25 protein-coding genes and 1 pseudogene are annotated in these 18,132 nt (G+C 59.9%); 9 read left to right on the top strand and 17 right to left on the bottom strand.

Translation table 11 applies throughout. The annotated features are described in order from the left end of the window. Positions 1-358 precede the first annotated feature (358 nt). The gene (locus LQK83_RS09790; protein WP_230837213.1) at positions 359-544 is read right to left on the bottom strand and encodes a hypothetical protein; all 186 of its coding nucleotides are present in this window, start codon (positions 542-544) and stop codon (positions 359-361) included. A 391-nt stretch (positions 545-935) separates the two neighbouring features. Here LQK83_RS09790 and LQK83_RS09785 point away from each other — a divergent pair, with 391 nt between their 5' ends. From LQK83_RS09785 to LQK83_RS09775, 3 genes are all read left to right on the top strand, one after another. Next, positions 936-1,418, top strand: coding sequence for a sigma-70 family RNA polymerase sigma factor (locus tag LQK83_RS09785; RefSeq protein ID WP_230837212.1), 483 nt, complete (start codon positions 936-938; stop codon positions 1,416-1,418). Then, positions 1,414-1,740 carry a DUF4142 domain-containing protein gene (locus LQK83_RS09780; RefSeq protein WP_330166277.1) on the top strand — a complete coding sequence of 109 codons (327 nt, stop codon included), beginning with the start codon at positions 1,414-1,416 and terminating at the stop codon, positions 1,738-1,740. Before LQK83_RS09785 ends, LQK83_RS09780 begins: the two co-directional genes overlap by 5 nt. 75 nt (positions 1,741-1,815) lie before the next feature. Further along, positions 1,816-2,025 (top strand): hypothetical protein, encoded by a 210-nt coding sequence (locus LQK83_RS09775; protein ID WP_230837211.1) that lies wholly within the window; start codon positions 1,816-1,818, stop codon positions 2,023-2,025. Here the strand turns inward: LQK83_RS09775 and LQK83_RS09770 are convergent. Then, positions 2,022-2,330 carry a hypothetical protein gene (locus tag LQK83_RS09770; RefSeq protein ID WP_230837210.1) on the bottom strand — a complete coding sequence of 103 codons (309 nt, stop codon included), beginning with the start codon at positions 2,328-2,330 and terminating at the stop codon, positions 2,022-2,024. The two genes, LQK83_RS09775 and LQK83_RS09770, sit on opposite strands and share 4 nt — an antisense overlap. Positions 2,331-2,477: 147 nt before the next feature. Here LQK83_RS09770 and LQK83_RS09765 point away from each other — a divergent pair, with 147 nt between their 5' ends. The 4 genes from LQK83_RS09765 to LQK83_RS09750 all read left to right on the top strand — a co-directional run bounded on the left by LQK83_RS09765 (position 2,478) and on the right by LQK83_RS09750 (position 4,040). After that, positions 2,478-2,768: a glycine zipper domain-containing protein gene (locus LQK83_RS09765; protein WP_230837209.1), complete on the top strand. Its 291-nt coding sequence runs from the start codon at positions 2,478-2,480 to the stop codon at positions 2,766-2,768. A gap of 90 nt (positions 2,769-2,858) precedes the next feature. Beyond that, on the top strand, positions 2,859-3,464 hold the full coding sequence (locus LQK83_RS09760; protein ID WP_230837208.1) for a BON domain-containing protein: 606 nt from the start codon (positions 2,859-2,861) through the stop codon (positions 3,462-3,464). An 84-nt stretch (positions 3,465-3,548) separates the two neighbouring features. Beyond that, on the top strand, positions 3,549-3,734 hold the full coding sequence (locus tag LQK83_RS09755) for a DUF3008 family protein (protein ID WP_230837207.1): 186 nt from the start codon (positions 3,549-3,551) through the stop codon (positions 3,732-3,734). Between the two features lie 12 nt (positions 3,735-3,746). Next, positions 3,747-4,040: a BON domain-containing protein gene (locus LQK83_RS09750; protein ID WP_230837206.1), complete on the top strand. Its 294-nt coding sequence runs from the start codon at positions 3,747-3,749 to the stop codon at positions 4,038-4,040. A gap of 12 nt (positions 4,041-4,052) precedes the next feature. Here LQK83_RS09750 and LQK83_RS09745 read toward each other — a convergent pair whose 3' ends face one another. The 4 genes from LQK83_RS09745 to LQK83_RS09730 all read right to left on the bottom strand — a co-directional run bounded on the left by LQK83_RS09745 (position 4,053) and on the right by LQK83_RS09730 (position 5,671). Beyond that, a complete protein-coding gene (locus tag LQK83_RS09745; RefSeq protein WP_230837205.1) occupies positions 4,053-4,244 on the bottom strand; it encodes a hypothetical protein in 192 nt (63 codons plus the stop codon). Positions 4,245-4,588: 344 nt separating this feature from the next. Then, a complete protein-coding gene (locus LQK83_RS09740) occupies positions 4,589-5,086 on the bottom strand; it encodes a BON domain-containing protein (protein ID WP_230837204.1) in 498 nt (165 codons plus the stop codon). A gap of 10 nt (positions 5,087-5,096) precedes the next feature. Then, positions 5,097-5,354 carry a hypothetical protein gene (locus LQK83_RS09735; RefSeq protein WP_230837203.1) on the bottom strand — a complete coding sequence of 86 codons (258 nt, stop codon included), beginning with the start codon at positions 5,352-5,354 and terminating at the stop codon, positions 5,097-5,099. Between the two features lie 41 nt (positions 5,355-5,395). After that, positions 5,396-5,671, bottom strand: a complete 276-nt coding sequence (locus LQK83_RS09730) for a hypothetical protein (protein WP_230837202.1) — start codon at positions 5,669-5,671, stop codon at positions 5,396-5,398. Between the two features lie 143 nt (positions 5,672-5,814). On the opposite strand from LQK83_RS09730, the gene LQK83_RS09725 reads away from it, so the two are divergent. Then, the gene (locus tag LQK83_RS09725; protein WP_230837201.1) at positions 5,815-5,958 is read left to right on the top strand and encodes a hypothetical protein; all 144 of its coding nucleotides are present in this window, start codon (positions 5,815-5,817) and stop codon (positions 5,956-5,958) included. 47 nt (positions 5,959-6,005) lie between these two features. On the opposite strand, the pseudogene LQK83_RS09720 reads toward LQK83_RS09725, so the two are convergent. The 10 genes and pseudogenes from LQK83_RS09720 to LQK83_RS09675 all read right to left on the bottom strand — a co-directional run. Beyond that, a pseudogene (locus LQK83_RS09720) lies at positions 6,006-6,259 on the bottom strand (FAD-dependent oxidoreductase); the annotation flags it as partial. Beyond that, the gene (gene sdhD / locus LQK83_RS09715; RefSeq protein WP_230837200.1) at positions 6,249-6,629 is read right to left on the bottom strand and encodes a succinate dehydrogenase, hydrophobic membrane anchor protein; all 381 of its coding nucleotides are present in this window, start codon (positions 6,627-6,629) and stop codon (positions 6,249-6,251) included. The gene sdhD and the pseudogene LQK83_RS09720, both read right to left, overlap by 11 nt. 227 nt (positions 6,630-6,856) lie before the next feature. Then, the gene (locus tag LQK83_RS09710; protein ID WP_230837199.1) at positions 6,857-7,630 is read right to left on the bottom strand and encodes an enoyl-CoA hydratase; all 774 of its coding nucleotides are present in this window, start codon (positions 7,628-7,630) and stop codon (positions 6,857-6,859) included. 77 nt (positions 7,631-7,707) lie between these two features. Then, complete coding sequence (locus LQK83_RS09705) at positions 7,708-8,454, bottom strand: SDR family oxidoreductase (RefSeq protein WP_230837198.1); 747 nt, start codon at positions 8,452-8,454, stop codon at positions 7,708-7,710. Between the two features lie 10 nt (positions 8,455-8,464). Then, on the bottom strand, positions 8,465-9,913 hold the full coding sequence (locus LQK83_RS09700; protein ID WP_230837197.1) for an aldehyde dehydrogenase family protein: 1,449 nt from the start codon (positions 9,911-9,913) through the stop codon (positions 8,465-8,467). A 20-nt stretch (positions 9,914-9,933) separates the two neighbouring features. Further along, positions 9,934-11,556 carry an ABC transporter ATP-binding protein gene (locus LQK83_RS09695; RefSeq protein WP_230837196.1) on the bottom strand — a complete coding sequence of 541 codons (1,623 nt, stop codon included), beginning with the start codon at positions 11,554-11,556 and terminating at the stop codon, positions 9,934-9,936. After that, on the bottom strand, positions 11,556-12,422 hold the full coding sequence (locus LQK83_RS09690) for an ABC transporter permease (RefSeq protein WP_230837195.1): 867 nt from the start codon (positions 12,420-12,422) through the stop codon (positions 11,556-11,558). The genes LQK83_RS09695 and LQK83_RS09690 overlap by 1 nt, the downstream gene beginning before the upstream one ends. After that, the gene (locus LQK83_RS09685) at positions 12,422-13,369 is read right to left on the bottom strand and encodes an ABC transporter permease (RefSeq protein WP_230837194.1); all 948 of its coding nucleotides are present in this window, start codon (positions 13,367-13,369) and stop codon (positions 12,422-12,424) included. Before LQK83_RS09685 ends, LQK83_RS09690 begins: the two co-directional genes overlap by 1 nt. Positions 13,370-13,422: 53 nt before the next feature. Beyond that, the gene (locus tag LQK83_RS09680) at positions 13,423-14,910 is read right to left on the bottom strand and encodes an ABC transporter substrate-binding protein (protein ID WP_230837193.1); all 1,488 of its coding nucleotides are present in this window, start codon (positions 14,908-14,910) and stop codon (positions 13,423-13,425) included. An 83-nt stretch (positions 14,911-14,993) separates the two neighbouring features. After that, positions 14,994-16,334 (bottom strand): acetylornithine deacetylase/succinyl-diaminopimelate desuccinylase family protein, encoded by a 1,341-nt coding sequence (locus LQK83_RS09675; RefSeq protein WP_230837192.1) that lies wholly within the window; start codon positions 16,332-16,334, stop codon positions 14,994-14,996. 75 nt (positions 16,335-16,409) lie between these two features. Here LQK83_RS09675 and LQK83_RS09670 point away from each other — a divergent pair, with 75 nt between their 5' ends. Next, on the top strand, positions 16,410-16,982 hold the full coding sequence (locus tag LQK83_RS09670; protein WP_230837191.1) for a PAS and helix-turn-helix domain-containing protein: 573 nt from the start codon (positions 16,410-16,412) through the stop codon (positions 16,980-16,982). Positions 16,983-17,075: 93 nt separating this feature from the next. Here LQK83_RS09670 and LQK83_RS09665 read toward each other — a convergent pair whose 3' ends face one another. Further along, positions 17,076-18,092, bottom strand: a complete 1,017-nt coding sequence (locus tag LQK83_RS09665; protein WP_230837190.1) for a hydroxyacid dehydrogenase — start codon at positions 18,090-18,092, stop codon at positions 17,076-17,078. Positions 18,093-18,132 lie beyond the last annotated feature (40 nt).

The following is an 18,132-nucleotide window of genomic DNA, read 5'->3' as shown; positions in this document are numbered from 1 at the left end:
ATGCATCGGGGAAACGAAAAACGCCGGGTGAACATTCAACGATGAAAGCGGCTCGAGCCTGATCGACAAGATCAACCCCTAGGGTTCCGCTTGAGGAAGGCCTGAAGCCGGCGAGCGAGTGGTTCATGCAGGCCGTGGGTGACGAGGAAGATGCAAGCAGGCGCGTGCGTCCGCGCACGCCGCTCGCCTCCGCCGTTGGACACGCGCAGTGACAGGCGACACCCCTCAAGCTGCATGAATCGTAGTCGGATATGTCAGTAATCTGCCGCGCATGCGCGGAAGATGGTCAAGTTTTCAACCGTGACGCGGTGTTCAAACCGGCTGCCTTATCTGCATCAGCGGCGGGCGATTTCAAGCGTCAACGGTTCGGCTTGAGCGCTGTTTCGGTCGTCCGTTGATCGATCAGTGACTGAAGCTTGATCGCAAGCTCGCGGATCGCCGTAGGCACCTCTGCCGCCCCAATCTCCCTGATCAGTTCGTTTACGAGCTTGTCGACCTCGCCATCTTCGGCGCGACCGGCAACTCCGTCGAAAGAATGAGCCATAACTACCCCGCGCCTAGCTTCCGGAAAATCACTAACCGCAAATCCTACGTTTCGTTTCACCGATCAGATCAATGATCGCACGAATTCCTGCCCAAACGAATGTTAGGCATGGCTAATTCTAGTGGGCTCACCTCCGGAACAATGCTTCAGGCAGGACATTACCCCATCGCATACGACTGGATCACCATGATCGTGCGAGGAGGAAGACGTCCATGGATCGACTGCAGCAGCCGTCCCGATTTTGCGTCAACAGCCCGGTTTCCCGGCCTCCTGGAGCGGGGCTACGTCAGGACGATCCGGTGAGCCCGAAGCCCCATGAGAAATTATGTCCGAACAGCTGGCGCTGGTCGTTCTTGTCATTTTTCGATCAAAACCAGGCGTGGAACCCGACATGAGTCGTGAACAAGTTGTTGAACTGATTCCGGCATTGAGAGCCTTCGCAAGAATTCTTTGCCCTCAGCCCGAAAATGCGGACGACCTTGTGCAGGAAACCCTCATCAAGGCGATTGCCAACCTCAACCAGTACACCGAAGGCACGAGGCTGAAATCCTGGCTCTTCACGATCATGCGGAACACGTTCAACACGCGTTATCGCAAGAGGGAGCGCGAGGTGATCGGCCTCCCCCCCGACAGCGTCAATACGCTGGTCACGCAACCGGATCAGGAATGGTCGGCGCGGGCCAAGGAAGTTTATTCGGCGCTGATGCGTCTTCCGGATCAATATCGCGAGATCCTCGTACTAATCGTCATCCAGGGGGAAAGCTACGAAGATGCGGCTGTGATCTGCGATTGCGCGGTGGGCACGATCAAGAGCCGCCTGAACCGCGCACGCCAGCGCCTGAAGGAGGAACTGGGCGAAGCGGTCGAGGATTGAACCATCGGGAAACTTTGAGAACGGGAAACGACAGCACCAGCGCCGAACTGAAACAGCAACTTCAGTCCACCAAGGCGGTGTCTCAACTCCCTCTGCAATATCGAAGTCGCAACAGAAGATGCTCGAAAAGCTGAAGAGCCTCAAGGGCGAAGCCCTGTCCGCCGAGTATCGCAAGGAACAGGTCGCAGCCCACCGCAAGGCGGTGGATCGCTTCAGCGCCTATGCCAATACGGGTGATGATGAAACGCTGAAGGCGTGGGCCGGCAAGACGCTGCCGGCGCTTCAGGATCACCTGAAGATGGCCCAGGGTCTCGGCAATTAGACCGGGTTTCCCCAATCACGCAAAAAGAGAACGCGGCGCATCAGTAGCCGCGTTTCTCGGACAGGATATATTCACATGCGCTCGCTTTTCCCGGCCCTTGCCGACGATGCTGTCGTGCCGCCCCAACCGGAGCTTGTTGCGCCGCCCATGACGCCGTCTTCCCCGATCAACGAGCCGGAACCGGATCGCCTGCCTGACGAGACGCCGGTCCCGAACCCTGATGAATACGACCGCCCCGCCAAGATCATGATCTTGAGATGGTCACAGCCGCTAGCGGGACACTAGGAACGGTCGCCTTCGGCGCGTTCCCGTTCCTCGACAAGACGCAAGGCGGTTCTCGCCTCTTCAAGAAGCGGCTCAAGGTCCTTGCCGCGCGGACTTGCGTCAATACGCCCTTCGATCTCACCAATCAGCTCCTGCAGACGGCGGCGGCGTTCGCCGAAGGGTTCACCGGAAATCGTGATCGCATTGATCTCCCCTGAATTGATGTGAAGGGCAATGCTGGCCACATCCGTTTCGGAACCGACCGGAGCATTGATGACATCGGGCTTTTCATGGGCCCGAGGAGGCGTTCGGCTGGGATCTTCCATGATGTTTCTCCTTTCATGTCTCCTCAACGCGCAACGTCGCCCGATTGTTTCTTGCGGGGTGACTTCGGGCCCGACTGGCTGGAACATCGCGCCGGATGCGGAGTTAGCGTCCTGTAACCCTCACTGACAGAATGCTTGGAGACGCTCATGAAACACCTGCTCGTAATGCTCCCGCTGATGACGGCAGCCGCCGCATTGGCATCCTGCACAGCGACCGAACGGGGCGCCGCCATCGGCGGTGCGGGCGGCGCCATCGTAGGCGGTGCCGTCACCGGCGATGTGGGTGGTGCAGCTGTCGGTGGCGCCGTCGGGGCTGTTGCCGGCGCCCTGATAGGCTCCGCCAACGAACCGGGCCGCTGTGTCTATCGCGACCGCTACGGCCGCCGCATCGTGGAAGACTGCCCCAGCGATTATCGCTGGCATGGCCGTCGCTACTGACGCCTCTCTGCACCGGCCCTCCGGCCGGTACAGGACGGGGAGCCGCACGGTCCCCCGCACAAGAAACCAATCGACCAAGGAGAAAGCACCATGGCATACGAGAATTACGGACGCTACGAGCGGGAGACGATGAACGATCGCGGACGAAGCAACCGTCGTCCCAATCGTGATGACTGGACGACCGACGATCTGGGCTATGGCGAAGACGGTTACGGATCGCGTTATGGCCGCGGAGGTCCCTCTGTCTACCAGGGCTACATGCCCTTCGGCCCCTCGGACCGCTACGGCTCGCCACGGGATGCGGATCGCTATCCGGGAAGCTACGGGCGCGGCGAAGACCGCGACATGTGGGATCGGGCCGGCGATGAAATCGCCTCCTGGTTCGGCGACGAGGACGCAGAGCGCCGTCGCGACATGGATGCGCGCCGGGACGAAAGCCATCGCGGCCGCGGCCCCAAAGGCTATCTGAGGTCCGACAGCCGCATCAACGAGGATGTGCATGATCGCCTCACCGATCACCCCCGGCTGGATGCCAGCGATATCAGCGTGAGTGTCGAGAACGGCGAGGTGACACTAAGCGGCTTCGTCCGTCGGCGCGGCGACAAGCGCGTCGCGGAGGACTGTGCGGAGTCTGTCACGGGCGTGAAGAACGTTCAGAACAATCTTCGCGTTCAGGAGCGGCAGGACCAGGTCTGAACCACAGCAAGTTCGATGGCCCCGGCTGGCTCACCAGCCGGGGCTTTCCGTCCGCAAAACAGCCACTCGAAGAAGGAGAAGATCATGCCCGCCAAATCCAAGGCGCAACAAAAGGCAGCTGGTGCAGCGCTTGCTGCCAAGCGGGGCGACATCAAGAAAAGCGAGCTTCAGGGCGCGTCCCGCAGCATGGAAAGCTCCATGTCCGAAAAGGAATTGAAGGACCTTGCCTCGACCAGGCGCAAGGGCAAGCCCGAACACAAAAGCGAATAAGGAGCGTAGGTCATGGTTCACAAACCCAGGCGAAATCACGACTCGTTGGCCGAAGTCGAAGTCCTGCATCCGGTCAAGGCGGGGTTGGAAACACTCGTCGCGAACCTGCTGGCCACCAGCGGCTCGGTCGACGCCTCGGATGTCACGGTGGTTGCCGAGGGCAGACGGATTCGGCTGTCAGGCCACGTCTACAGCCCCGTAGAAATCGCTCGATGTGCCGAGATCGCCCTGTCGATCGACGGCGTCGAAGAAGTCGACAACCAGATCGCGCTCAGCCGAAGCCCGAAACGTAAAGATTATATTTGAAGGGACCGCAGCTCAGCGCTGCGTCTCTGTCTTCGGCCTATTGGCGCTGTCCGTCGGGTTCTCCGGATAGGAGCCCGTGAAGACATACAGGTAAAGCAGTGTCAGCGCGCCGAAAGCGAGGACGAAGGACACTATGAGGACGATCAACGTGCGGGGCGAATTTCGACCTTGCCGCGCCTGTTCAGGGGGGATTTCCTTGACCATGATGACCTCAATCTCCGCGTTTTGATGAAGCCGGAACCGCTCAAAGCACGGCTTGTTCCCCTCAAATCTGCGAAGCCCGTCTGTCATACATGTTTAACGCAGCGGCTCATTGCAAAACCGCTGTTAGGGGATGAAAATCCAGTCCAGGACGACAACGGCAATCAGGGCCAGCAGAAGAAGCAAAGCCTTATGGCTGCGGTTCAGGCGCCGCCTGCTTTTCTCGCGCGGCGGATGGGGTCTCGGCTTCCTGTTTTCCGGTTCTTCTGGACAGTTCGTGGCGTTTGGAACTTTGACCTCTCCTGAGCAACAGGGTCAGTCGATCGTTTCGACCGAAGTGACGGCCATCAGACGTCGGCATCCGGCGGGATGAGACCGTCGACACCGATGAGCACAAGGTCATTGACGCACCGGCGGACTCCACCCACGGACTTTGTCAGCATGGCGGCAAGCGCGCGTGCGGCGGCGGTTTCCACCTCGCCGGACAAGGTCGCGACCCCCTGATGAACCGTCACGGTAATCAGATCTGCATCGAACTCTTCACCTGCCGAAAGAACATCCGTAATCCGCTCCTCGAGCGCATCATCCTCAATGATATCCTCCTCACGCCAGGGCAGAACCGCAGGCCCGCCCGCGCTGTCGATGGCCGGACGATCGGCCACCTCGATCCCGACGCGCTCCGCCTCGTCGAGGTTGGAGCTGCCTGCTCCATAGGGCGCATTGGATGGGGCCGGTACACCGTCTTCATCGGCATAAGGCCAACCATCACCGATGTTACGCTTGTCGTAATCACGGTAGTCTTCCTCGCGGGATGTTTCGCGCGACGGGGTTTTGTCGTTGGCCATGATCGTTCCTTTACCGGGAGTTGCTGTGAAGTCTCAAGGTCGCGCCTTTTGACAGGTCGCCGCGGCTGATGGATGCCGGAACCCGAATTTCCGTGCGCCGCGATTTGGGCAAAGGCGGCAGGTGGAACGGCGGCGCCGCCTTCTCCAGTGCAGATGCAAGCGGAGCGTCAATCACGGTTTCCAGGCGGGTGACCGTGCCGGTTTCGCCTGCGCGCCGCTCGCCGACGTCGCCTTTCGGCGCTTTGAACGATTTGTCGTCTTGAGTCATGTGAAGAGAACTATCGTGGCCCTGTTAAGGTTCCACCGATCTCAAGCTTTGTTCTTGCGCGCCTGCATCCGCTGCTGGGCCGCATCGAAGATCGCCCGGACTTCCGCGGCAAATTCCGCCTGTTCCGCATAGGCGTCTGTGGGTATCACACCGGGATCCTCCTGCTGGTCATAGACCGCCAGGTCGTCCCCCGGGCCGCCCTGCGCGCCGGCCGGAACGCGCCCGCCATCGGACATGATCAAGGACATCATCTCGATCAGAAGTTCACGATGGGCATTCAGCCGCCCACGCAAGTGGGTAATATTAACATCATCCATTTTCCGCTCCTGGTATCTCTGCGGTTGAAGATTGCAGAGCCTGAAACCCAACGGAAGGCTCGCGCCAAAGTTCCCGCCCGGCCGGACCAAAGGAACCTTTCCGCCGATACCCGGTTCGACCCTGCGATATGAAGGAGAGAACCATGAACAACAACCGCATCGTCTGGGGCGTGATCGTGGTCATCCTGATCGTCGCCGCTCTCGCGTATTTCGGCACGACAGGAAACATGAACCGCGGCGTTCAGACACAGCCCGACACGCAGACAACCCAGCCGCAAACCCAATGAGCCGCATTGACATTCAAGGGTCAGGTTTTGTCGTCGATGACACGGGCGACATTGCGATATCTCCCGAGCGTACGCCAAAGCGGTTCGGAAATGTCTGCGGGAGAGAGGATCGCGCGGCGACCTGATAGAGAAGCGGCTGAAACAGGTTGTGATTGCGGCGGTCGATCAGCGTCACATCGGCCTCTGCTTTGCCAAGGGCCGAAGCGCAGGCAAGCCCGCCGAAGCCGCCGCCAACAATGACCACGCGCGGCCGCCTGCCGGCCTTGCCCGGCTCGTCCCCGAAACGATGCTCACGCCACAGGTCTGAGAGCGATCATGAGAAGGGCGAAGATCAGGGCCGACCCGGCCGCAATGGTGAAGGCCCAGTTGGCGAAAATCAGCGTCAGTTTCCAGCCCTTGTGGTGGATATAGTCCTCAATGATCACCTGCATGCCGAGACGCATGTGGAGAAGACTGATGATGACAAAAACCATGACCGCGGGCGCAACCCAGATCCGCGACAGCGTGTCCATGACCACCGCGCGGGGCCGGCCGAAGAGATAGACGCCGAGGCCGATCATGTAAGGCGTGAGAAGGGTCAGGACGACCGCCCTCACGCGATCGGCGAAGAAGTCCTCGGTGCCAGAGCGCGCCGAACCGAGACCGAGAACACGTGCAAGCGGCGTTCTCATGCCGTTTTCCTCAAGCCGGAAAACACAAGCTGCAGACCTGCCGCTGGCGAGCGCAGAAGGCGGTTTGGAAAGTTTGAAAGCATCGTCGGACCTCGGTTTCCCGCGTCTAACTGCCTCCGACTTCTCCTGTTCCTTCGTTTACTCGGTGAATTTCACGGAGGCTGGCCTCAAAGCGCAGCTTACGCGGGCAACGACATCATTGCCAGCGCCGAAGACCCGCGCCACGGTTAACGATGCTTGAAACTGGGCGGGCGCTTTTCGGTGAAAGCGGCCATGCCTTCCTTCTGGTCCTCCGTCGCGAAGAGCGGATAGAAGACGCGCTGCTCGTAATGGAGACCTTCCGTCAGCGTTGTTTCGAAGGCGCGGTTGACCGCCTCCTTGGCGGTGACAACTGTGGGACGCGAATAGGATGCGATGGCTTCCGCCGCCGCAAGTGCCGTCTCAAGAAGCTTGTCCGCCGGCACGACACGGGCGACGAGGCCGGACCGCTCGGCCTCCTGCGCATCCATCATGCGCCCCGTCAGCACGAGATCCATTGCCTTCGCCTTGCCGACGGCGCGCGTCAGACGCTGGGTTCCGCCCATGCCCGGAATGACGCCGAGCTTGATTTCCGGCTGACCGAACTTCGCTGTCTCGGATGCAATGATGAAATCGCAGATCATCGCCAGCTCGCAGCCGCCTCCCAGGGCAAAGCCGGAAACGGCAGCAATCATCGGCAGCTTGGCGGCTGTCAGCGCGCTGAAGCGGCGGCCGAAGAAATCGGCATTCTTCATGTCGATATAGGTCTTGTCCGACATTTCCTTGATGTCGGCTCCCGCAGCGAAGGCCTTTTCCGAGCCGGTGATCAACACGCAGCCGACGCTCTCATCCTCGCTGAGGGCATCGAGATGCGCGCAGAGCGTCGTCAAAAGCTCGGAATTCAGCGCATTGAGCGCCTGAGGACGGTTCAGCGTCAGAAGGGCCACGCGGCCCTTGCGCTCCAGCAAAACAGTATCACTCATCGGCAATCCTCCAACACCAGTTCAAGTTTGAACGAAGTGCTAGCACGGCCCCCGCTCCTCGAAAAGTCATCCGAAGGTTATATGCAGCGTCCGCCATCCACTTCCATGGCGACACCGGTGATCATCGAGGCTTCGTCCGAGCAGAGGAAGCAGGCCGCATTGCCCATATCCTCCGGCGTCGAGAAACGGCCTATCGGGATGGACGCCAGAAACTTGGCGCGTATATCCGGCGTGTCCTCACCCATGAAACTCTTCAGCAGCGGCGTCTCCCCGGCCACGGGATTGATCGCATTGACGCGAACGCCGGCCGGCGCGAGCTCGATCGCCATGCCGCGTGTTGCCGTGATCATCCAGCCCTTGGAGGCGTTGTACCAGGACAGCCGCGGACGCGGACTCACGCCGCCGGTGGAAGCGACATTCAGGATCGCGCCCTTGCCGCGTGCCTTCATCTGCGGAACCAGATGCCTTGCAGTCAGATAAACAGACTTTACGTTTACCGAAATAACACGATCGAAATCAACCTCGGAAACGTCTTCCATCGCCGCCGGGAGATGCGTGACACCTGCATTGTTGACCAGAATATCCACCTGCCCGAAGACCTCGATCGCGGCCTGCGCCATCGCGGCCACACTGTCGTCCTTCGACACATCGACCTGCCAGCCCATGGCCGCATCGCCGAGCTCTTTGGCGAACGCCTCAGCGGCCGCGCCATTGATATCCGCGACCATGACCTTTGCGCCTTCGGCAATGAATTTGCGCACGATGCCAGCACCGAAACCCGATGCCCCGCCCGTGACGATGGCTGCCTTGCCTTCCAAACGCATGATTGTCTCCTTACCCATGCAGCGCAGCAACGGTCTTCAGGACCGAAAAGCCATAGAGCGCTTCAAACCCCTTTTCCCTGCCATGGCCGGACTTGCCCGTGCCACCGAAGGGAAGCTCGACGCCGCCGCCGGCGCCATAATTGTTGATGAAGACCTGTCCGGCCCGTAGCGCCTTCGCAAGCCGCATCTGCCGGGCGCCTTCACGCGTCCAGACACCGGCCACCAGCCCATAATCAGTGCCGTTGGCAATTCGGATCGCATCTTCTTCCGTATCAAATGGAATGACCGCCTGAACGGGACCGAAAATCTCGTCCCGCGCCAGCCGGTGCGACGGATCGAGACCGGCGATGAGATGTGGAGCCACATAGTTTCCACCCTTCGGTGCGTCGGCGACGATCACCCCGCTGGCGGCCACGCTCGCCTCTTCGGCCAGGGACAGGAAGCCCTCCACAATCTCCTTCTGCCGCGCCGAAATCAGCGGGCCGACATCGAGATCCGCCATGGCCGGGCCAACCTTCAGCGCGCGATATCGCTCGGCCATGCGGGCGACGACGACATCGTAGACCTCCTTCTGCACAAGAATGCGCGATGCCGCCGAGCAGGTCTGGCCGGCATTCTGAATGCCGGCATTGACGAGGAAGGGGAGCGCAGCATCCAGATCGGCATCGGCGAATACGACCTGCGGCGACTTGCCGCCCAGCTCCAGCGTCACCGGCACGACATTACGCGACGCCGCCGCCTGGATCTTGATGCCGACGCCGACAGAGCCGGTAAACGAAATGTGGTTGATGCCGGGATGCGCTGAGAGCGTTGCCCCCGCCTCTTCGCCAAGCCCTGGCACGACGTTCAGCGCACCCTTCGGCAGACCGGCCTGATGGCAGATATCGGCAAAGGCGAGCGCCGTCAGGCAGGCCTCTTCCGCGGGTTTCAGAACCGCCGCATTGCCCATGGCCAGCGCCGCGCCCACCGAGCGACCGAGGATCTGCATCGGGTAATTCCACGGGATGATATGGCCGGTCACGCCATGCGGCTCCCGCAATGTATAAACAGTGTAACCATTTAAATATGGAATAGTTTCACCATGGAATTTATCACAGGCGCCGCCGTAAAACTCCAGATATCGTGCCAAAGCAACAGCATCCGCACGGGCCTGCTTCAACGGCTTCCCGACATCGGCTGCCTCAAGCCTGGCAAGATCCTCGACTCTTTCGAGAACCGCCCTGCCAACCTTGGCCAAAAGCCTGCCACGCTCGAAGGCGGGCATTTCTCCCCACGCCCCGTCCAGCGCACCGCGCGCAGCGGCCACAGCGAGATCGACATCCGCCGAGCCACCCCGCGCAATGGCGCCAATGACCGTGCCGTCCGAAGGATCCTCGAGCGGCAGGCTGTCCTTGCTTGCAGGCGCAACCCAGGCGCCGTCGATGAAGCATTTGTCCGTTGGGAACCACGTCGAAATCATGGGAAATCTCCTTGCATGCATCAGGCCGCCGCGATCTCGCGACGCTTCAGCGCCGCCTCCAGATCAGGCGTGGCGGCAATGAGCTGCCGCGTATAGTCGTGTTGGGGATTGGAGAAGACCACCTCGGTCTCGCCCGTTTCAACGATCTGGCCGGCTTTCATGACCATCACCCGGTCGGTGATCGCCCGGACCACCGAAAGGTCGTGCGAGATGAAGAGATAGGACAGATCGAGCCGGTCCGAGAGATCGGCGAGAAGATCGAGGATCTGCGCCCGGATCGACACATCGAGCGCCGAAACGGCCTCATCCAGAACGATCAGCGAAGGATGGGTAATCAGCGCGCGCGCGATCGCCACGCGCTGGCGTTGCCCTCCGGAAAACTCGTGAATGTATTTGTCGGCATCCCGCGCGGAAAGCCCGACATTCTCGAGCGATTCCGCAATGCGCGCTTCAAGTGCCGCGCCGGTCGGCGCATCGCGGCCCATCAGGTAAAACGGCTCGGTAACCAAGCGCCGAACCTTGTGGCGCGGGTTGAACGACCCGAATGGGTCTTGGAAGACGACCTGCATCTTGCGACGGGCCGCAAGGCTGGCGCCGGACTTCGTGGTGACCAGTTCCCCGCCCACGCGGATCTCGCCGGACTGCGTCGCCTCCAGCGCGAGAATAGCGCGCGTCAGTGTCGATTTCCCGCAGCCGCTTTCGCCCACCAGGCCGACATTCTCGCCCTTGTGGATTTTGAAACTCACGTTGTTCACGGCGCGAAAGGCGCCGGGCCGTGCGAAAAGGGTCTTTCGCGGCAGCGCATATTCGCGCACGACAGACGAAACCTCCAGAACAGGAACCGCATCCAGCGCAACATGAGGCGGCTTCCGCACCGGATGATGGCCCGTCGCAGCCATCAAAGCCTTCGAATAGGGATGCTGCATGGCGCGGAACAGCTGGACGGCCGGCCCGGCCTCCACCACCTCTCCCGACTTCATGATGACGATGCGATCTGCAATATCGGCAACAACGGCCAGATCGTGGGTAATGAGGATCAGGCCCATGCCGTCCTCGTCCACCAGCTTCTTCAACAGCGCCAAAATCTGCGCCTGCGTCGTCACGTCGAGCGCCGTGGTCGGTTCGTCTGCGATCAGCAGTTTCGGCCGCAGGGCGATTGCCATGGCGATCACAACGCGCTGGCGCTGCCCGCCGGACAGCTCATGCGGATAGCGCGTCAGCGGAAACCGTTCCTCCGGCAAGCCGACCCGGTTCAGGGTTTCGCGGGCGATCGCAAGAGCCTCAGCCCGGCGGACCCCCTTGTGGATCATGACAGTTTCGGCAACCTGATCGCCAATGGTCTTGACAGGATTGAGCGCCGTCATGGGCTCCTGAAAGACCATGCCGACATCCGATCCGCGAACGCGGCACATCTCTCTTTCGCTCTTCGAAAGAAGCTCTTCTCCATCCAGCCGAATGGAACCAGAGACCTCGGTGCCATGCGGCAGAAGCTGCATGACAGACATGGCCGTCATGGATTTTCCGGAACCGCTCTCTCCGATGACGCCGACGACTTCCCCACGGTCGACCTCAAACCTGACAGATGACAGGATATTGAGACCGAGAATTGAAAGGCTGAGATTGTCGATCTGCAGGAGCGTCATCAGCGACTTCTCCTCAGTTTCGGGTCGAATATATCCCGCAACCCATCCCCCATAAGGTTCAGTCCAAGGACCGTCAGCACGATGGCGGCGCCGGGAAACAGCGCCATATGCGGCGCAAGGCTGATCATGGTCTGCGCATCCGCAAGCATGCGGCCCCAACTGGGAACGGGAGGCTGAGCACCGAGCCCTACATAGGAGAGCGCCGCATCGGCCAGAATGCCAAGCGAGAACTGGATCGTTCCCTGCACGATCAGCAGGTTCATGATGTTGGGCAGAATGTGCTCAGCCGAAATGCGCACTGCGCCCTTGCCGGCAACACGGGCCGCAAAGATATATTCCCGTGTCCACAAGGTCAGCGCCGCGCCGCGCGCCAGCCGCGCAAAGACCGGAATATTGAATATTCCGATGGCAATAATAGCATTGACAGCTCCGGGACCGAAGACGGCGGTAATGAGGATGGCGATCAGGAGTGCCGGAAAGGCGAAGACGAGATCATTGGCGCGCATGATGATCTCATCGACGAGCGAGCCCTGACGCGCCGCGGCCCAGAGTCCCAGAGGCACACCGGCAGCGATCCCGATGCCCACGGACACGAAGGCGACCGCAATGGATGTCCGGGCTCCCACCATGATCATCGACAGAATATCGCGGCCAAAATGGTCTGTGCCCAGCCAATGCGCCGCCGACGGCCCCCTCAATTTTTCGGCGACGGAGATGGCCGTCGCATCATAGGGCGTCCACACCAGGGAAAGCACGGCCGCCACGATGAAAGCACCGGTCAGGAGAAATCCGAGGGAAAAGCTCTTCGACCTGAAAGCCTCGCCGACGAGCGAACGCCTGTCATCTGTCAGGGAAATTTCCTGCATCAGGAGCGGCTCCTAAGACGGGGATCGACCACCGCATAGGCGATATCGACGAGGAATGTGATGACAATCACCGCAAAGACCAGCAGCATGACCACCGATTGCACGACGATCAGATCGCGCTGCGTGATGCCCTGGAAGACGAGGCGGCCGAGGCCGGGCAGATAAAAGACATTTTCGATGATGATCGCGCCGGCCAGCAAGAAGGAAAACTGCAGCCCGATGATGGTGAGAACAGGGATCATCGCGTTGCGCACCGCGTGCCGGACCAGCGTCTGGCTGCGGGTCAGGCCCTTTGCACGCGCGGTACGGATATAGTCTTCCGAAAGCGTGTCCAAAAGCGAAGAACGGGTCACGCGCGCCAGGATAGACGCCTGCGGGAGCGCCAGCGCAATCGCCGGCAGCGTCAACGCCTTCATCGCGGGAAGGAACCCAGCGCTCCAGCCCGGAAAGCCGCCTGCGGAAAACCAGCGAAGCGTTATGGAAAACAACAGGACCAGCAGCATGGCGAACCAGAAGTTCGGCACCGCGATTCCAAATTGAGTGACGCCCATGATGCCGTAATCGGCTGCCGTATTTCGTTTTGCAGCAGCGATGATGCCAACTGGCAGCGCAATCAGCGTGGAGAGAACAAGGGCGTAGACGGCTAGAGGAAGCGATACCCAAAGCCGCTGGCTGATCAGTTCCGCAGTGGGCACCTTGTAGGTGTAGCTGATCCCGAAGTCTCCATGGGCCAGTCCGGCGATCCACGTGAGGTAGCGCCAGACAAGCGGTTCATTCAAACCCATCTGCTGCCTGAGGGCCTCGACCGTCTCCGGCTGCGCGTTCATGCCAAGCATGTAGGAAGCCGGATCCCCAGGAACGACCTGAAGTACCAGGAAGATCACGACGCTCGCCGCCAGAAGGCTTAAAGCAAGGGAGATCAGTCGTTTCAGGAGAAATGGGACCATGGGGGCGCAAGCGACCGGCGACCGGAGGCGTTCCCGCCTCCGGTCTACGCGGATCAATCCTTCCAGTAGACTTCGGACATGTCGTTGGCAGGCGTCGGCTGGTTCTTCCACAGACCGACGATCTTGGCATTTGCGACACCCGTCTTCGGCAACTGGAAGAGGAAGGCGTTGACATAATCGTCCGCGATCTGCTTCTGCGCCTGCTTCAACAATTCGCTACGCTTGGCCGGCTCGGTCGCGCTGGAGAGTTCCGCCATGATCTTCTTGTAGGCGTCGCTCTTGTAATTGAAATAGTAGTTGTCACGACTGTAGATATCGAGATCCATCGGCTCGACATGGGCAATGATCGTCATATCGTAGTCCTTGCCCTTGAACACCTGCTCGAGCCACTGCGCCCATTCGACATTGCTGATCTCGGCCTTGATACCGACCTTGGCAAGTTCGGCCGCGATAATTTCGCCACCCTTACGGGCATACGGCGGCGGCGGCAGCTTCAACGATACGGTAAAGCCATTGGGATAGCCTGCCTCTTTGAGCAGAGCCTTCGACTTTTCCGGGTCGTAGTTCGATTGGCCCGTCAGATCGACGTAGTCAGGATTCTGCGGCGAGAAATGCGTTCCGATCGGCGTACCATAACCGAACATCGCGCCATCGATGATTTCCTTGCGATTGATGGCATGCGCAACTGCTTCACGCACCTTGATGTTATCGAAAGGCTTCTTGCCATTGTTCATGGCCAAGATCGTCTTGCCTTCCGTGTTGCCGACAATCACCTGAAATCTCGGGTCGCTCTTGAACTGCTCGAGCGTTTCCGCCGCAGGAAACATGGGGAAAGCATCGACATCGCCCGCCATGACCGCAGCGAAGGCTGCCGAAGGGTCGGAGATGAACTTGAACGTCACCTTGTCGAGCTTGGCCGGCGCACCCCAGTAGCCATCGAATTTTGCAAGCTCTACATGGTCGCCCTTGACCCAGTTCACGAATTTGAATGGCCCCGTGCCCACAGGCTTTGTGGCTTCTGTCGCGATGCTTTTCGGCGAAAGAATGACCGCATCGCCCCAGGCCATGTTGAAAAGGAAGCTGCCATTTGGCTTCTTCAGCGTCACTTTTACCGTTAAAGGATCAGCGACATCGACGGAGGCAATATCTGCAAAGAGCCCCTTCTGGGCATTGGTGGAGTCTGGCGCGCGCGCCCGATCCAGAGAGAATTTCACATCGTCCGCGCTGAAATCGGAGCCGTCATGGAATTTGACGCCCTTGGCCAGATGGAACGTGTAGGTCAGACCATCGGGCGAGATATCCCAGCTCTTGGCGAGATCCGGAATGATGGCGCCATTGGCGTCGAAGCGCGTGAGGCCCTGGAAGATGTTGGCATAGGTGACTTCACGGATGGCCGCAGCGGCACCCGAAGTCGGATCGAGGTTCGGCGGCTCGAGAACCATGCCGACCGTGATGGCGGTGTTGGCCGCAAATGCTGGTGTCATCGCGCTGGCGGCCGCCAGAATGGCCGCCGTCGTCATCAGCTTCATCAATCTGTTCATTGTCATGTCTTCCTTCCCCTCGATAGCGTTATCGTACCGCGTCTCCGCCGACCCATTACCCCTAGCCGGCAAATTCCCGATGCTCAAGCGCCATCGGGCTTCATGAGCAATTGCAACAATGACAAGGCCATGACCTTGGCGCTGTCAACCATATCGTCAATACCGACATATTCGTCCGGCTGATGCGCAAGATCCAGAATGCCGGGGCCATAGGCGATGCAATTATACATCTTGCCGATACGGGCTATGTGTTTCTGGTCGTAAGTACCTGGAGAAACGACATATTCCGGCTCGCGATCGAAGACGGCCTGGATGGCGCTCGCGACCGTTTTCACCACCGGCGCATCGCGTTCGGTCATGGTCGGGGTTACCCCCCACAGCTCCTTCAGCTCATAGTCGAAGCTCGGCCGCTGCGACTTGACGCGATTGAGGAGCGCGACAATTTCGCCCTTCACTCCTTCCGGGCTTTCCTCGATCAGATAGCGGCGATCGAGCACCATGCGGGCGCTGTCCGGCACCACGGGCGAGGGATAGCCACTGAACCCCTCCTCCGGCTCCTTCAGACCACCATGGAAAGAATTGATGTTGAGCGTTGAGCGGCGGGCGGGCGGCGGGATGACCGGCATGGATGTCTGCCGCGCGGCAAGCGCCGGAAAAAGACTCTTTTCCATTTCCGCGACGACCGCGCCCATGTGTCGAACCGCGCAATCGCCCAGAAACGGCATCGAGCCATGAGCGATATGCCCGAAGGTTTCGATCTCGCCCCACCACACCCCGCGATGGCCCAGACAAATCCTGTCCTTGTGCAGCGGCTCCGGAATGATGACGTGCTGGACGCGGGACGGCGAGAAATACCCAAGCTCCGCCAGATGGGCCACGCCGCCGAAACCACCCGTTTCCTCGTCTGCTGTGCCGGAAATCTCCACAGCGCCGAAAAAATCGGGAAAGAGCGCGACAAAGGCTTCTGCAGCAACGATGGACGCAGCAAGGCCGCCCTTCATGTCGCAGGCGCCGCGCCCGTAGACCTTGCCGTCACGGATCTCTCCGCCGAACGGATCCATCGTCCAGCCCCTGCCCGGCTCGACGACATCCGTATGCGAATTGAAATGGACGCATTCTCCCGAATAGCGACCTTCGCGGCGGGCAATCACGTTCCAGCGGGGATATCGATCGCTGTCGCCGGGCGCGCCCTCGGCGCGGATCATCTCGATGGCGAAGCCTTTCGGAGCGAGCCGCCTCTTGAGAAACTCGCAGACCTCCAGATAGGCTTCACCGGGCGGGTTGAGCGTGGGAATGCGAATGAGATCGGATGTCAGCGCGGCAAGATCGTCGCGCCGGGCCTCAATTTCGCGCAGCAGACGGGCAGAAGCTGCATCCTGCGCAAATTCTATTGATTTACCAATGGTTTCGCTATCTATTTGCATGGCGTCAGCTTCACGAAAGAATGGAGCTGACACAATTCTGTAAAAATACGGGACGCATAAAAAACGGGAACGCACATGAACCTGGCCGAGGCCTTGGCCGACACCGATGACTTACAACAATTGGCGTTTGAATTCGCACCGATCGGCATCGTTCTGACCGAGGACAGGATCATACGACAATGCAACCGACAATTTGCCGAGATGTTCGGCTATCCGCGAGAGGCCCTGATCGGCCAATCCTTCCGTATGCTCTATGCTTCCAACAAAGAATTCGAGGCCATTCGCGATGTCGGCTTCAAGGCGCTGAAAGAGGCCGGACGCTATATGGACGAACGTCTGATGCCGAGACGGGATGGCTCCATCTTCTGGTGCCGCGTCCGCGTCTTCACGTTTGATGCAGAAGCCCCGCTGGCCCGCGCAATCCTGACCTTCGCGGATATTTCAGACACGAGGCCCGCGATTTCCTTGACCAACAGGGAGCGCCAGATCGTCAAGTGTCTGGCGCGCGGCATGACCAGCAAGGAAACAGCACGCGAGCTGAACCTGTCCCCCCGAACGGTGGAGGATTACCGCGCGCGCCTCATCAAGAAGTTCGAAGTGCGGAACTTTTCGGGCCTGATGGCTAGACTTGCCGGTTTCTCCATTTAACACAATGCCTTAGGCTATCTTAGTCTACTCACCTGAGCTAGCCTGTTTCGAAATGGAGTTCGGTCTCTCAACTGGTGTTATCGGAACAAGCCGTCAGGTTTTATCCACCGGCTTGCTGCGCATGCGCATCACCGTTTCGCGTTCGGCGCGACGGCAGGAGACCGGCGGCAGGCCCCGGCTGATAAGATCAACGTCCTCCAGTACGCGTTTGCCGATTTCCTGCAATGCCGAATTCAACGCGCCGGCGCGATGCGGTGAGAACAGCACATTGGGCAAAGCGCGAAGCGTATCACCGGAGGGCACTGGCTCCTGGGGAAAGACATCCGTTGCGACCCTGATCCGGCCGGTGGACACGATTTCGGCCAGGGCATCGAAATCCAGAACGGCCGCGCGGCTCAGCAAAATCAGCGATGCGCCGGGCTGCATGAGACTCAGCTTATCGCGGTTGAGCAAATGCTGGTTTTCGGTCGTGATAGAGGCGACCACAAACACGAAACGGCTCTTTGTCAGAACCTCATCCAGCGATGCCGGTTGAACTCCAAGCCTCGCAAGATGGCCATCTGGCAACCAAGGATCGAAGACACGAACAGCTGCCGGACGGAAGGCGGGCAGAAGCGCCTGGAGTGCCTTGCCGAGATCGCCGAAGCCGATGAACCCGAACTGGGATCCCGTCAAGAGTTCGGCATCCCCGTTCCCCTCGAGCCCATATCGTTCCGTCCCATCGAGAAAACGCGCATGTTCACTATGGATGCCGCGCGCAAGGCTGATGGCCATGCCAAGCCCCATCTCCGCGACGGCGAGGGCAAAGACGCCGCTGGGTGCCAACACATGAATGCCGCGCTGGAAACAGGCTTCGTAGTCGATATTGGGAAGGAAATTGGTCTCAACATTGAAGATGGCCTTCAAGTTCGATGCCTTCGCCAGGCGATCAGCCCCCATCGGCTGCTGGCTCACCAGGATGTTGCAATCCGGGAGATGCGCGTCATAGAAAGCGTCGCGATCGCCGCCATCATAGGTCACCACATCGTATCCGCCCATGAACGCGGAAAAATCCTCATTGCTGAACATCTCTGCCGCCGTCCGCGGCGCGGGATCGTAGATAATCTTCATTTGCTTCTCCCAGAAAACCTGAACTCAAAACCGCATAGAA

The sequence above is a fragment of the Rhizobium sp. C1 genome, from assembly GCF_021026335.1.
GTDB lineage: Bacteria > Pseudomonadota > Alphaproteobacteria > Rhizobiales > Rhizobiaceae > Ensifer_A.
The sequence above is the reverse complement of the archived record's forward strand: the minus strand, read 5'-3'. Positions and strand labels throughout refer to the sequence as shown.

What these genes read in the sequence shown, in the direction of transcription:
- LQK83_RS09790 (WP_230837213.1), bottom strand. Translation starts at nt 544, where the DNA reads ATGGCTCATTCTTTCGACGGAGTTGCCGGTCGCGCCGAAGATGGCGAG.
- LQK83_RS09785 (WP_230837212.1), top strand. Translation starts at nt 936, where the DNA reads ATGAGTCGTGAACAAGTTGTTGAACTGATTCCGGCATTGAGAGCCTTC.
- LQK83_RS09775 (WP_230837211.1), top strand. Translation starts at nt 1,816, where the DNA reads ATGCGCTCGCTTTTCCCGGCCCTTGCCGACGATGCTGTCGTGCCGCCC.
- LQK83_RS09770 (WP_230837210.1), bottom strand. Translation starts at nt 2,330, where the DNA reads ATGGAAGATCCCAGCCGAACGCCTCCTCGGGCCCATGAAAAGCCCGAT.
- LQK83_RS09765 (WP_230837209.1), top strand. Translation starts at nt 2,478, where the DNA reads ATGAAACACCTGCTCGTAATGCTCCCGCTGATGACGGCAGCCGCCGCA.
- LQK83_RS09760 (WP_230837208.1), top strand. Translation starts at nt 2,859, where the DNA reads ATGGCATACGAGAATTACGGACGCTACGAGCGGGAGACGATGAACGAT.
- LQK83_RS09755 (WP_230837207.1), top strand. Translation starts at nt 3,549, where the DNA reads ATGCCCGCCAAATCCAAGGCGCAACAAAAGGCAGCTGGTGCAGCGCTT.
- LQK83_RS09750 (WP_230837206.1), top strand. Translation starts at nt 3,747, where the DNA reads ATGGTTCACAAACCCAGGCGAAATCACGACTCGTTGGCCGAAGTCGAA.
- LQK83_RS09745 (WP_230837205.1), bottom strand. Translation starts at nt 4,244, where the DNA reads ATGGTCAAGGAAATCCCCCCTGAACAGGCGCGGCAAGGTCGAAATTCG.
- LQK83_RS09740 (WP_230837204.1), bottom strand. Translation starts at nt 5,086, where the DNA reads ATGGCCAACGACAAAACCCCGTCGCGCGAAACATCCCGCGAGGAAGAC.
- LQK83_RS09735 (WP_230837203.1), bottom strand. Translation starts at nt 5,354, where the DNA reads ATGACTCAAGACGACAAATCGTTCAAAGCGCCGAAAGGCGACGTCGGC.
- LQK83_RS09730 (WP_230837202.1), bottom strand. Translation starts at nt 5,671, where the DNA reads ATGGATGATGTTAATATTACCCACTTGCGTGGGCGGCTGAATGCCCAT.
- LQK83_RS09725 (WP_230837201.1), top strand. Translation starts at nt 5,815, where the DNA reads ATGAACAACAACCGCATCGTCTGGGGCGTGATCGTGGTCATCCTGATC.
- sdhD (WP_230837200.1), bottom strand. Translation starts at nt 6,629, where the DNA reads ATGAGAACGCCGCTTGCACGTGTTCTCGGTCTCGGTTCGGCGCGCTCT.
- LQK83_RS09710 (WP_230837199.1), bottom strand. Translation starts at nt 7,630, where the DNA reads ATGAGTGATACTGTTTTGCTGGAGCGCAAGGGCCGCGTGGCCCTTCTG.
- LQK83_RS09705 (WP_230837198.1), bottom strand. Translation starts at nt 8,454, where the DNA reads ATGCGTTTGGAAGGCAAGGCAGCCATCGTCACGGGCGGGGCATCGGGT.
- LQK83_RS09700 (WP_230837197.1), bottom strand. Translation starts at nt 9,913, where the DNA reads ATGATTTCGACGTGGTTCCCAACGGACAAATGCTTCATCGACGGCGCC.
- LQK83_RS09695 (WP_230837196.1), bottom strand. Translation starts at nt 11,556, where the DNA reads ATGACGCTCCTGCAGATCGACAATCTCAGCCTTTCAATTCTCGGTCTC.
- LQK83_RS09690 (WP_230837195.1), bottom strand. Translation starts at nt 12,422, where the DNA reads ATGCAGGAAATTTCCCTGACAGATGACAGGCGTTCGCTCGTCGGCGAG.
- LQK83_RS09685 (WP_230837194.1), bottom strand. Translation starts at nt 13,369, where the DNA reads ATGGTCCCATTTCTCCTGAAACGACTGATCTCCCTTGCTTTAAGCCTT.
- LQK83_RS09680 (WP_230837193.1), bottom strand. Translation starts at nt 14,910, where the DNA reads ATGAACAGATTGATGAAGCTGATGACGACGGCGGCCATTCTGGCGGCC.
- LQK83_RS09675 (WP_230837192.1), bottom strand. Translation starts at nt 16,334, where the DNA reads ATGCAAATAGATAGCGAAACCATTGGTAAATCAATAGAATTTGCGCAG.
- LQK83_RS09670 (WP_230837191.1), top strand. Translation starts at nt 16,410, where the DNA reads ATGAACCTGGCCGAGGCCTTGGCCGACACCGATGACTTACAACAATTG.
- LQK83_RS09665 (WP_230837190.1), bottom strand. Translation starts at nt 18,092, where the DNA reads ATGAAGATTATCTACGATCCCGCGCCGCGGACGGCGGCAGAGATGTTC.